11 protein-coding genes are annotated in these 12,420 nt (G+C 64.4%); 9 read left to right on the top strand and 2 right to left on the bottom strand.

Annotated elements, in window-relative coordinates; translation table 11 throughout:
• The first annotated feature begins 5 nt into the window (after positions 1-5).
• From nadB to hypE, 9 genes are all read left to right on the top strand, one after another.
• Positions 6-1,613, top strand: coding sequence for an L-aspartate oxidase (gene nadB, locus G7Y51_RS06650; RefSeq protein ID WP_165175796.1), 1,608 nt, complete (start codon positions 6-8; stop codon positions 1,611-1,613).
• Positions 1,614-1,632: 19 nt separating this feature from the next.
• Positions 1,633-3,273 carry a hypothetical protein gene (locus G7Y51_RS06645; protein ID WP_165175794.1) on the top strand — a complete coding sequence of 547 codons (1,641 nt, stop codon included), beginning with the start codon at positions 1,633-1,635 and terminating at the stop codon, positions 3,271-3,273.
• Positions 3,274-3,279: 6 nt separating this feature from the next.
• Positions 3,280-4,125, top strand: coding sequence for a hypothetical protein (locus G7Y51_RS06640; protein ID WP_165175792.1), 846 nt, complete (start codon positions 3,280-3,282; stop codon positions 4,123-4,125).
• 30 nt (positions 4,126-4,155) lie between these two features.
• Positions 4,156-5,334 carry a class I SAM-dependent rRNA methyltransferase gene (locus G7Y51_RS06635; protein ID WP_165175790.1) on the top strand — a complete coding sequence of 393 codons (1,179 nt, stop codon included), beginning with the start codon at positions 4,156-4,158 and terminating at the stop codon, positions 5,332-5,334.
• Between the two features lie 18 nt (positions 5,335-5,352).
• Entirely contained in the window at positions 5,353-6,537 is a 1,185-nt protein-coding gene (locus G7Y51_RS06630) for an alanine--glyoxylate aminotransferase family protein (RefSeq protein WP_165175788.1), read from the top strand.
• 306 nt (positions 6,538-6,843) lie between these two features.
• Positions 6,844-7,167 carry a DUF1844 domain-containing protein gene (locus G7Y51_RS06625; protein WP_165175786.1) on the top strand — a complete coding sequence of 108 codons (324 nt, stop codon included), beginning with the start codon at positions 6,844-6,846 and terminating at the stop codon, positions 7,165-7,167.
• Positions 7,168-7,179: 12 nt separating this feature from the next.
• A complete protein-coding gene (argC, locus tag G7Y51_RS06620) occupies positions 7,180-8,232 on the top strand; it encodes an N-acetyl-gamma-glutamyl-phosphate reductase (RefSeq protein ID WP_165175784.1) in 1,053 nt (350 codons plus the stop codon).
• Positions 8,233-8,458: 226 nt separating this feature from the next.
• Positions 8,459-9,550 carry a hydrogenase formation protein HypD gene (gene hypD, locus G7Y51_RS06615; RefSeq protein WP_165175782.1) on the top strand — a complete coding sequence of 364 codons (1,092 nt, stop codon included), beginning with the start codon at positions 8,459-8,461 and terminating at the stop codon, positions 9,548-9,550.
• Between the two features lie 3 nt (positions 9,551-9,553).
• Positions 9,554-10,561 (top strand): hydrogenase expression/formation protein HypE, encoded by a 1,008-nt coding sequence (gene hypE / locus G7Y51_RS06610; protein WP_165175780.1) that lies wholly within the window; start codon positions 9,554-9,556, stop codon positions 10,559-10,561.
• Positions 10,562-10,613: 52 nt separating this feature from the next.
• Here the strand turns inward: hypE and cobI are convergent, their stop codons facing one another.
• The gene (gene cobI, locus G7Y51_RS06605; protein ID WP_165175778.1) at positions 10,614-11,339 is read right to left on the bottom strand and encodes a precorrin-2 C(20)-methyltransferase; all 726 of its coding nucleotides are present in this window, start codon (positions 11,337-11,339) and stop codon (positions 10,614-10,616) included.
• Positions 11,340-11,594: 255 nt separating this feature from the next.
• On the bottom strand, positions 11,595-12,386 hold the full coding sequence (locus G7Y51_RS06595) for an ABC transporter substrate-binding protein (RefSeq protein WP_241160160.1): 792 nt from the start codon (positions 12,384-12,386) through the stop codon (positions 11,595-11,597).
• Positions 12,387-12,420: the final 34 nt, after the last annotated feature.

The raw sequence follows: 12,420 nt of genomic DNA, 5'->3' as shown, positions 1-12,420 counted from the left end.
TTCCCGTGACTCCCACCCGCCGCCATGTGCCCATCCTGATTATCGGTTCCGGCGTGGCCGGTTGCACTGCGGCCCTGACTCTTGCCGACGCCGGTTGCGACGTGCTGCTGCTCAATGCCGGCGACAAACTGGCGGACGGCAATTCCGAACTGGCCCAGGGCGGCATCATCTACCGCGCCGCTCCCACGCCGGACGACCCTGAAAGCCTCCGCGACGCCGCGGCTCTGGAAAAAGACATCCTGGTGGCCGGGCACTGCTGCAATTATCGCAAGGCTGTGCGCTGGCTCTGCCGCCAGGGCCCGGCCTGCGTGGATGAAATGCTGATCAGGCGCGCCGGGGTGGAATTTGACCGCAATGCCGACGGCAGCTTCAATCTGACCCGTGAGGGCGGCCATTCGGCGCCGCGCATCCTGCACCGGGCCGATTATTCCGGCCGGGCCCTGATGGACGGGCTCACGGCCCAGGTGCAGGCGCATCCCCGCATCACCTGTCTGCACCGGCGCGCGGCCATTGACCTCCTGACCAGCCAGCACCACGCCAAAAGCTCTCAATACCGCTACGAGGTGACCAACCGCTGCCTGGGGGCCTATGTACTCAACGAGCAAAGCGGCGAGCCGGAGACCATTCTGGCCGATTGGACCGTGCTGGCCACCGGCGGCGTGGGCCAGGTTTTTCTGCACTCCACCAATGCGCCGGGCTGCGTGGGCGCGGGCGTGTCCATGGCCTTTCGCGCGGGCGTGAATCTGGCCAATCTGGAGTACATGCAGTTTCACCCCACGGCCCTGTATGAGGAGCGCAGCAACCGCCGCCCGCTGATCACCGAGGCCATGCGCGGGGAAGGCGCGCGCCTGCTGGATCACAACGGCCGCCCCTTTATGCTCCGCCATGACAGCAGGGGCGATCTTGCCCCCCGCGACGTGGTGGCCCAGGCCATGATGGAAGAAATGCTGCACAGCGGCGCGCCCTGCCTTTTTCTGGACGTGAGCGGCGTGAAGCAGGATCTGCCCACCCGCTTCCCCACGGTGTTCGAGGAATGCAGGCAGGCAGGGCTGGACATCCGAAAGGAACCCATCCCGGTGGTGCCTGCCGCGCACTATTTCTGCGGCGGCGTGCTGACCGATACGCGGGGCCGCACCTCCATGCCCGGCCTTTACGCCATCGGCGAATGCGCCTGCACCGGCCTGCACGGCGCCAACCGTCTGGCCAGCACTTCCCTGCTGGAGGCTTTGGTCTGGGGCGTGAGCTGCGGGCGGGATCTGGCCCGGCGCGCGGCATCCGGCACTTCCATGCCCAAGGGACTGGCAGCCGCCATTCCGGACTGGCAGCATGAAGGCGACGAGCGCCGCGACGACCCGGCCCTGGTGGCTCAGGACTGGACCAACATCCGCAACACCATGTGGAACTATGTGGGCATCGCGCGCACCGAGGCCCGGCTGCGGCGCGCCTTTGAAGACATGCGCGATCTGGTGCGCCACATTCACGATTTTTACATTCGCACGCATATCTCGCGGCGTCTGGTGGATCTCTTCCACGGCTCGCAGACGGCCTATGTGATCACCCAGGCGGCCATGCGCAATCCTGTAAGCCTGGGCTGTCATCACCGGGTGGACTGACGCATAAGGAAAAACAGGCATGAAAACTCTTTTCCGCGCGCTTCTTGTTCTGGCAGCCCTGATTCTGGCCGGAATCGCGGCGCTGAGCTTCTGGGTCGGCCCCAGGGTGGAGGAAATGGCGCGCCGGGAGCTGGCCGAACTGCCGGAAGCCGCCGCTACGGAATATCTGCGCTTCTCCCCGCCCGAAGTGCGGGAAATTGCATTTTCCCCCTTTTCCCGCCGCCTGACCCTGCGCGGTCTGGAAATGCGCGGCACAATGGCCCCGCAGGCCCTGGAAGGCGGCACGCCAGAGCGGCAGCCCGCTCCCGGGGAGGCGCGCTATACTCTGGAAGAGATCTCCTGCCGGCTGCCCCTGCGCGCGCTCCTGCTGTACACGCCCCTGCGCGGCCTGGTACTGCCCGAAACGGGCATGATCACCATCGGCGAGGACGTGCGCCTTTCCAACTTTGCGAGCTTTCTCGCCCAGGGCCCCATCAGGACGCAAAGCACCGTGAAAAGCAAGGAAGCGGAAGGCATCCGCATGGACAGCGCCTTGCTCAGGCAATTGCTGGAAGAGCGGGAGAGCCAGGGGGACACGCCGCGCGCGCAGCCTGCCCCGGACGTGCTGGAGATTTTCTACGGCATGGCAATCAGGGAACTGCGCGTGTCGGACATGCGCATGAGCAGCACCCTTCCCGAAGGCCACGGTACTGTGGACTTCAGTTGCGAATCCATACATATGCGCAACTGGGAAGGGCGCAGCCTGCAGGAAGCGTCCCTGAACGGCCTCAACCTGAACGTGGACGGCCAGGAATTTTTGCGGCTCGGCAACCTGACTGAAAAAGGCATCACCTTTCCGGAAGAAGCGGCTCTGCGTGAGCTGATAGCCCAGGCCTGCCGGCCCAATCCCGATCAAAGGGCCTTGCAGACACTGCTGCTGCGCATGTTCACCAGCGGCGAGCCTCTGATCAGGGAACTCAGCGCGGCGGATCTGCGCGTTGCCCTGGACGACAAGGCGGGCCAGGCCGTGACGCTCAGCAAGGCCGCCTTGCATTGGCAGTCCAGCGCGCCCTTGCGCTACAGTTTCAGTGTGGATGCCCTTTCCCTGCCCACGGCCCTCGTGCAACGCAAGAGCGGCCTGGCGTTCCCCGGACTGCCCGCGCTGGTTCTGGACGCGAGCCTGAGTTTCGCGGCTCAGGACGCGGACGCCATGCGCGAGCAAGGCACGATCCGCGCCGCGGCTCTCGGCGCTCTGGAGTACGACTTCGTGATTTCCGGCAAGGCGGGGGCGCTGACCTTGGGGCAAGCCCTGTTGGGCAGCGCGTTCCGGGATGTCCGCCTGAAGTACGCGGATCAGGGGCTCATGGCGTATCTGGCCAGAAACATCCTGCCTTCGGCCCGGGAGGCCACGCCGATCCTGAAGGAAGCTGTTGCCGCATTCTGCTCCGGGCCCGCGCCGGAAAATCCGGCCATCCGCAAGGCTCTGGATACCTTTGTAACCATGCCGGGCATCCTTGAAGCGCAAAGCAAGCCGGGCAGGACGTTCCGCATTCTGGACTTTATAGGTCTGCTGGGCGGGGATCCGGGCGCGCTGTTCACTGTCACGGCGCAGCCCGGCAAGGAAAGTCTGGAGGCGCAGATCGACAGCTTGAACGCGGCAGCCACAGCCCCGGCACAATAGCGACCCATGAAAAGAACTTTCCTGCTCCTTGCTCCCCTGCTGGCCGCGGCACTGGCCCTTGCGCTGGCCGCGCAGTTCTGGCTGCGCCCGCATGTGGAGGAACAGTTGCGGCGCAGTCTGGCCGCGCCGGCCGTTGCGGACGGCGTGGTGACTCAGGCCCGCGCGCGCGAGGTGGTTTTTTCGCCTTTTTCCCGGCGCGTGCTGGCGCGCGGTCTGGAAATGCAAGCCCTGCCGCCGCAGGGGCCCGTGACCTGCCACATAGCGGAAATCTCCCTGCGTCTTCCCTGGCGGGCCCTGCTGGCCTGTACGCCTTTGCGCGGCGCGATTCTGCCGCAAGGCGGCATGCTGCCCGTGGCCGAAAACGTGGTGCTGCGCAACCTCCGGATCCGGACGCCGTGGAGCACAACCGGCGTCCAGCGCGTGGAGCTAAGCGAAATCCGCGCGCAAAGTTCCCTTGTCGCGGCAGTGCTTGAGGGGCAGGGCTCCCTTGAGCCTTGCAGCCTTCTTTCCCAAATCAGAGTTGCGGAGGCCCGCGCCTCTTTTCTCAACGTGGACATTCCCACCGTGAGCCGGCCCGAACAGATACGGATCAAGAAAGTCTTTGCGCGGAACTGGCATGGCCGCAGCCTGGAAGAACTCACACTCGCCAATCTGGAATTTCGCGTTGCTGATCTGGAGGTTCTGCGCCTGGATGCCTTGAGCCAACACGGCATGCTGCTGCCGGGCGAAGTGCTGGACGCGCTGAAGGCCGGGGATGTGGGCGCCTTGGTGCGCGTTTCGGCGCAAGCCGGCGACACAACCCCGGACCGGGAGATGGAGCGCATCAACGCCGCATTGAAGGCGCAGCCGTAATTTTTCACACCACTTTCCCCTTTGTGACACATGCGTAAACTCTGGCTCAAAAAAAATGAAGACCGCCGCCTGCGCGCAGGGCATCTCTGGGTATTCAGCAATGAAGTGGACGTGCAAAAAAGCCCGCTCACGGACTTTGCGCCCGGCGAGGAAGTCACGCTCTGCGACGCGCGCGGCGCCACGCTGGGCAGCGCCTGCCTGAATCCGGCCTCGCTGATCTGCGCGCGCCTGCATTCCCGCCAGGGCGAACAGCCCCTGGACGCAGCCCTGTTGCGGCAACGCCTGGGCGCGGCGCTGGCCTTGCGCGAACGGCTCTATTCCGGGCCCTGGTACCGGCTCTGCCACGGCGAGGGCGATTTTCTGCCCGGTCTGGTCATTGACCGCTACGGCGATCACCTGACCATACAGATCAGCACCGCGGGCATGGAAGCCCGGCGCGAAATCATTGAGGCATGCCTTGACGAAATTCTCGCTCCGGCTACGCTGTTCTGGGACAATGACCTGGCCGCTCGCGGCCTGGAAGGCCTGGCGCGCGAGCCGCAAAGCCGGGGCACGCTGCCCCCTCGCCTGCTGGTGCCGGAAAACGGCTGCCGTTTCCACGCGCCCTGCGCCACGGGCCAGAAAACCGGCTGGTTTTACGATCAGCGCGGCAATCGCCGGGAAGCGGCACGCTATGCCCAAGGCGCTGACGTGCTGGATATCTTCTGCTATGCAGGGGGCTTCGGGGTCACGGCCGCCGCTGCCGGGGCAAAATCCGTCACATTTCTGGATGCCTCGCCCCAGGCCCTGGCTCTGGCGCGTGAAAACGCGGCGATCAATGCGCCGGACTGCCCGGCTGAGACAATCTGCGGCGACGCCTTTCAGCAGCTCAACGAACTTTATGAGGAAGGCCGACGCTTTTCCCTGATCTGCCTGGATCCGCCGGCCTTCATCAAGCGCCGCAAGGATGCCGCCCAGGGCCTTGCGGCCTATCGCAAGATCAATGCCCTGGCTCTCCGGCTGCTGACGCCCGGCGGCATAGTGGCAAGCTCTTCCTGCTCGCACCATCTCCCGGCCGAAGCCCTGCGCGGCTGCGTGGCGCAGGCTGCCGCGCGGCGCAGGCTGCACGCCAGGCTGCTTTTCGCGGGCGGCCAGGGGCCTGATCATCCGGTGCACAGCGCCATGCCCGAAACCGCGTATCTGAAGTGCTTCATCGCCCAGGTGGGCTAAACCTTCACGGAGTCTGTCATGCTCAACAAGTTTCGCCTGCTGACCCCGGGCCCCACGCCCCTGCCGGAGCGCGTGCGCCTGGCCCTGGCCAGAGACATGATTCACCACCGCAAAAAGGAATTCAAGGCAGTCATGGGCCGGGTTCAGGAACGGTTGCGGCTGCTGTTCGGCACAGCCGGGCCGGTGCTGCCGCTCTCCTGCTCAGGCACCGGAGCCATGACCGCCGCCGTGTACAGCCTGTTTCAGCCCGGCGAGAAAGTTCTGGTGGTGGATGCAGGCAAGTTCGGCCAGCGCTGGGCGCAGATTGCCGCGGCGCGCGGTCTGGAAGTGACGACGCTGCCCGTGCCCTGGGGCCGTGCCGTGCGGCCTGAAGCCGTGGAAGAAGCCCTGACGGCCGATCCCGGCATCACGGGCGTGCTGATTCAGCTTTCCGAGACATCCACCGGCGTATTGCACCCCGTCCGGGAAGTGGCCCGGATCACCCGGCAGCGGAACACGCTGCTGCTGGTGGATGGCATTTCCGGCGTGGGCCTTTCGCCCTGCCCGCTGGATGCCTGGGGTCTGGATTGTCTGCTCACCGGCTCGCAGAAAGGCCTGATGCTGCCGCCCGGCCTGGCTTTGCTGGCTCTTTCGGAGCGCGCCTGGAAAAAGGCCGAACGCGTGACGCCGGGCTGTTTTTATTTCAATCTGCCCCAGGAGCGGGCCAAACTGGAAAAAGGCCAAACCTTGTTCACCTCGCCGGTGGGGCTGATCCTGGGCCTGGACGCAAGCCTGGACATGCTGCTGGAGAACGGGCTGGAACCCATCTACGCCAGGCAGTGGGCCCTGACCATGCTCACCCGCGCAGGCGCGCACGCGCTGGGCCTTGAGCTTTTCGCGCCCGAGCACTTTGCCTGGGGCATCACCAGCGTGCTTCTGCCCCAGGGCGTGGACGGCGTGGAAGTGCTGCGCCTGGCCGCCGAAAAATACGGCGTATGCATGGCCGGAGGACAGGATCAGCTCAAAGGCCGGATCGTGCGCATCGGCCATATGGGCTGGGTGGACTGGGCCGATGTGGCGGCCGCTTTGTACGCCCTTGAACGCAGCATCACCGAGGCGGGCGGCTTTTCCGGCGCGCGCGACTACCTGGAGCAGGCCCTGGCCGCATACCGTTCCGCACTGGCTGGCAAACCCGGCGAGCCCTTGCCCCTGATTCACAGTTAGCGCGTTTTGCTAGAGCGGTTTGCTGTTGCAACCCGCTCTAAACGCTCTAAAAATCTGTTCGGAGAAATGCCCCTCTTCGTGTGCCTCTCCGCGTCAAGTGCGGCGAGGCATTGAAAAAATTTGTGCTGCCCGTCTGCTTCCGCGCTGCTTGCAACCCATAAACGGCATCCGCTTCCCCGGAGGTACCGTTCGCGCCCCGGCCATATTTGCGCGCGCGCCTTGCCAGCCCATAAAAAAAGCTTAACTGTCGGGATAATTCAGTGTAGCACTTTACCTGCAGACCATGCAGCAAAAAATGAGGTTGTCATGAGTCAAGAAACGTGCGGCTGCCAGCCCCCGGCCGAAGGGCCCATGCCCGAAGTGACCTTTTCCACCTTTATTCTTTCCCTGGCCTCTTCGGCCCTGGTGCAGTTGGGCGAAGTGCCCAACCCTGAAACCGGCCGCCTGGAGCAGGATTTGCTCCTGGCCCGCCATAATATTGACGTGCTGGACATGTTGCGGCAAAAAACCTCCAGCTGTCTTGAAGAAGAGGAGCGCCGGCTTCTGGACGGCATTTTATATGAATTGCGCATGAAATATGTGATCAAATGCGGGCCGGATTGCAAAAAAAACTGCGGCGAACACGCATAAGGACTGCCGGGCATGAAGACATTCAATGTGGGGCTGGTGGGCATTACCGGGTATGCGGGCATGGAGCTGGCCCGGCTGTTGGCCGTTCATCCGGCCATGCGGCTTGCCCTGGCCTGCTCCAGAGCCGAGGCCGGAAGACGTCTGGGGGAATTTTATCCCTTTCTGGAAAATCTGCCCGGTTCGGACGTTGTGATCAGCGTCTTTGAGCCCAAGGAGGCCGCCGCGCGGTGTGATCTGGTTTTCCTGGCCGTGCCGGCGGGCACGGCCATGGAGATGGCCGGGCCGCTGCTGGACGCCGGGGCCAAAGTCGTGGACCTTTCGGCGGACTTCCGCATCCATGATGCCTCGGTCTACGAGCAGTGGTACAAACATGCCCACAGCCGCAAGGATTTGCTGCGCTGGGCCGTTTACGGGCTGCCCGAACTCTATGCCGCGGATCTTGCCCATACCGCCCTGACCGCCAACCCCGGCTGCTACCCCACTTCGGTGATTCTCGGCCTTTACGCCGCCCTGAAGAGTGACCTCATCGAAAGCGCGGACATTGTGGTGGACGCCAAATCCGGCGCCACAGGCGCCGGGCGCAAAGCCGCGCTGCCCACACTTTTTTGCGAAGTCTCGGACAACTTCCGGGCTTACGGCCTGCCCAGGCATCGGCATACCCCTGAAATCGAGCAGGAAATTTCCCTGCTGGCCGGTCGCGACGTGCGGATCTCGTTCAACACGCATATTTTGCCCATGAACCGGGGCATTCTTTCCACCATCTATACTAAGCTCAAAAACCCCAAGACCACTCTGGATGCCGTGCACGAGGCCTTTTGCCGCGTGTGGGAGCGCAGCCCCTGGATTCGCGTGCTGCCCAAGGGCAGCCTGCCGGAAACGCGCTATGTGCGCGGCAGCATGTTCTGCGATCTGGGTCTGGTAGTGGATCCGCGCACCGGGCGGCTGATCATTCTCGCAGCCATTGACAATCTCTGCCGCGGCGCCGCGGGGCAGGCTCTGGCCAACGCCAACCTGATGTGCGGCCTGCCGGTGGATACCGGGCTCAATCTCGCGCCGCTGGCATAAGCGCGCAACGAGCCTGCAAGGGAGCTGCCGAGGAACACTACGCCCTTCCGCAATTCGCGAGCAAAGGACTGCGCCCGTGCGGAGTGTTCGCCAGGCGGGACGAGCCGCCATTTGCCAAAAAAGATCTCCGGGTTTATGAAGAGGCACAGCGGTCGCCGGCGCGCACCCCTCCCTGTGAAAATTCTTTCCGCACAGCGCACCCGGCCCGGCCGCACGCGGAGCATACATGCAACTCAACAGCGCTTTTCAGGATCCCCACCTCTGCCGCGCCCTGCTTCAACGTCTGGAAACAGCTCTGAACGGGCGTTCCATGAGATTCATGGAAGTCTGCGGCACGCATACGGTGGCCATTTTTCAAAGCGGCCTGCGCTCTTTGCTGCCCGCCTCGGTCACGCATCTCTCCGGGCCGGGCTGCCCGGTGTGCGTGACCCATGACGCGGAAGTGGCGGCATTTCTGGATCTGGCCGGACGGGACAAGGTCATTGTGGCCACTTTCGGGGATCTGCTGCGCGTGCCGGGCCCGGACGGCCGCAGCCTCAAGCACGCTCAGGCCCAGGGCGCGCGGGTGGAAATCGTCTACTCGGCCCTGGACGCGCTTGCGCTCGCCAGAAACAACCCCGGCGATCTGGTGGTCTTTCTGGGCATCGGCTTTGAAACCACCGCTCCCACCGTGGCCGCCACCCTGCTCACGGCCCGGCAAAAAAAGATCGAAAATTTCTGCGTGCTCTCCCTGCACAAGCTGGTGCCGCCCGCGCTGCGCGCGCTGCTTGACGACGCATCCTGCGCTGTGGAAGCCTTTCTTTTGCCCGGCCATGTCTCCACGGTTCTGGGCCTTGCGCCCTACGCCTTTCTGGCCGACGAATATCACATGCCCGGCGTTGTGGGCGGCTTTGAGCCCGCGGACATCCTGCTGGCCCTGTGCATCATGGCCGAACAACTGCGGGACAGGGCCCCGGCCGTGATCAACGCCTATCCCCGCGCGGTGAGCGACACAGGCAACGCGCGCGCCCGCGCTCTGATGGAACAGTTTTTCACCCCCTCTGACGCGCTCTGGCGCGGCCTTGGCCGCATCCCGCGCAGCGGCCTTGCCTTGCGGCCCGAATATGCCGATCTGGACGCCCTGATCCGCCTTGACCTGCGCCTGCCGGAAACGCGCCCCTTGCCCGGCTGTCGCTGCGGCCAGGTGCTCAAGGGGCAACTCCGGCCGCCGCAGTGCCCGTTGTTCGGCAAAAAATGCACGCCGGCCACGCCCGTGGGGCCGTGCATGGTTTCCACCGAAGGCAGTTGCGCGGCCTACTTCAAATACGGGGAGCATTGATTCATGGATGATTGTCTTCTGCTGGACGCGGGCAGCGGCGGCCGGGCCTCGCAACGCCTGGTGGCCCAATGTTTCCTCCGCCATTTCGCCAATCCCCTCCTGGAACGTCTGGACGATGCGGCTTTGCTGGAGGATCTGCGCGGCCCCCTGGCCATGAGTACGGATTCCTACACAGTGACGCCCCTCTTTTTTCCGGGCGGCAGCATCGGCAGCCTCGCCGTGCACGGAACGGTCAACGACGTGGCCATGCTCGGCGCGCGGCCCCGCTACCTGAGTTGCGCTTTCATTCTGGAAGAAGGCCTGTCCCTGGCGACGCTGGAGCGCGTTGCGGCGGACATGGCGCAAGCGGCCCGCGCTGCCGGGGTGCGCATCGTGACCGGCGATACCAAGGTCGTGCCGCGCGGAGCCTGCGACAAAATGTTCATCAATACCACGGGCATCGGTGAAGTTTTCACTGCTCCCGCTCCTTCGGGGCACAATGCCCGGCCCGGCGACGCGGTGCTGATCAGCGGTGCGCTGGGCGATCACGGCCTGACGATCATGGGCAGCCGCGAAAATCTCTCCTTTCTCACGGACGTGGCCTCGGACTCGGCGCCGCTGAACCGGATGATCGCGGAGGTAATCGCCGCCGCGGGCCAGGTGCATGTTCTGCGCGATCCCACGCGCGGCGGCCTGGCCACCACGCTCAATGAAATCGCGGAACAGTCCGGCGTGAGCATCGACATTGAAGAAGAGCGCATTCCGGTACACGAAGCCGTAAAAAACGGCTGCTCCTTTCTGGGGCTGGACCCGCTCTATCTGGCCAATGAAGGCAAGTGCATCTGCATTCTGCCCGAAGCGCGCGCCGAGGCCGCGCTGGCGGCCATGCGGGCCTCCCCGCACGGAGCCGAGGCCGCGCGCATCGGCACGGTAGGCAACGGCAAGCCCGGCTGGGTCGCCTTGCGCACCCGCATCGGCGGGCAGCGCCTCCTGGGAATGCTGGAAGGCGCCCAACTGCCCCGGATCTGCTGAAGATCCCTGGAGCGTTTTGCTCATGAAATGAGCTCAACGCTCCGGGTTCTTCTCAGCGCCCTTTTCCCGTGCCGGATTCCGGCTTCCGGCTTAAAATCAATGACATATAAGGCGGCGTGCCGTCCACCGCGTCCATGCCGCGGCGGATGTTTTCTTCTGCCTGCTCCACATGGCTGGCCAGCAGGGAGCTCGCGCTGCGGCCCGTGCCGCGCAGAGCTTCACTGATGGCCGGAAAATTACGATACGCCTTGAGAATCACGGCCGTGTCGGCATGGCGCAATTCTTCCGCCAGATCGTTGCAGCCGTTGATGCCGGGCAGGATGCGCAGCGTTTCGCCGCTTTCGCACAAGACTGTGCCGGTACGCGCCGCCGCGGCCTGAAAGGAGGTGATTCCCGGCACGATTTCCACGGGCAGATCCGGCGCGCTTTCCCGCAAGGTGCGCAAAAGATAGCCGAACGTGCTGTAGATCAACGGGTCCCCGATGGTCAGAAAAGCCGCGCTTTCCCCGCCTTCCAGCACTTCTCTGGCGGCCTGCGCGGCTTTTTGCCAGGCCGCGCGCAATGTGCCGGGATCGCGGGTCATGGGAAATTCCAAACGCAACAGACGCGTCTCGGGCCGCAGATGCGGGCGCGCGGTTTCCAGCGCCGCGGAATAATCATTGCGCGGCGAGGCGGCGGCCAGAATCACATCCACGCTGCGCAGCACGGCCACGGCCCGCAGGGTCAGCAAATCCGGCGCGCCCGGGCCAACGCCGATGCCGTAAAGAGTTCCGGTCATAGTCGTTCAACTCGCTTTGAAAAAATTCCCTTCAGAGAAAAACGCCCGGCCCCTGCGCCTGGGGCATAGAGCATTTTCTCTTTGAAAATGCTCTGCTGACGCGAAAGCGGCAGCCGCCGCAACGCGGCGTACATTCAGGCGAAAACCGCGTTTTTCGCCTGAATGCCACCTTTGACTTTCATAAAAAGTCAAAGGTAATCTGCTCTGGAACACAAGCCCGGGCCCCGGACATTGCCAGGGGGCGGAAGAACTTTTTCAACGTGCTTGCGGATGCAGCCAACGCTCCAACTCCTCCGCCGCATCCACGGCGCGGGGGCCGGGCCGGGCAAAGCGATCCTCATCCACAACCAGCACCCTGCCCGCGCGCGCGGCGCGCAGCTCCCTGTAATGGGCCCGCCGCTCCAAAGGCTCGGGATCGGGATTCATGGGGCCTTTCTGAAGCAGGTACACGTCCGGGTCGGCCTGGATCAAGGCCTCCTCGTTGATACGCACCAGCTTTTTCTCTTCCCGGACCACGTTTGCGCCCCCGGCATAGGCAATGATCTCATCGACGATGCTGCCCTTCCCGGCAGCCAGCAGGTTCGGATAGCGGACCTCGTAAAAGACGCGCACCGGCCTTTGCCCGGCATGGCGGGCCCTGAGCGCGGCCAGGCGGCCGCGCCAGCCCCGGATCAGCGCGGCGGCCTGTTGCTCCCGGCCCGTGAGCAGCGCGATTTTCCCCAGCACGTCGAACATCCGCTCAAAAGAATTCATCTCAAACGTCAGAACATTGATGCCCAGCTTGCGCAGGGCCTCGGTCTGAAGTCGCGCCTCTTTGCGGCCGGAAAGTTGCAGCACCAGATCCGGCTTTTGCCCCACAATCAGTTCGGCATTAGGGCGCATATGCGTGCCGATGACGGACAGATCCGCCAATTCCGCCAATTGCGGAAGCCGCGCGTCGGCCACGGTGCGGGCCACCAGCAGATCGCCCGCGCCCAGGGCCAGCAGCAGCTCGTTGTAGGCTCCGTAAAGGGCAATAATCCGCGTGGCCGGTTTCTCCAGCAGCACAGTGACGCCTGCGTCGTCCGTGACGCAGAGCCGG

Origin of the sequence: Desulfovibrio sp. ZJ369 (assembly GCF_011039085.1) — a bacterium.
Lineage (GTDB): Bacteria > Desulfobacterota > Desulfovibrionia > Desulfovibrionales > Desulfovibrionaceae > Desulfovibrio.
Note: the sequence above shows the minus strand (reverse complement) of the source record. Positions and strands in the feature narration are given on the sequence as shown.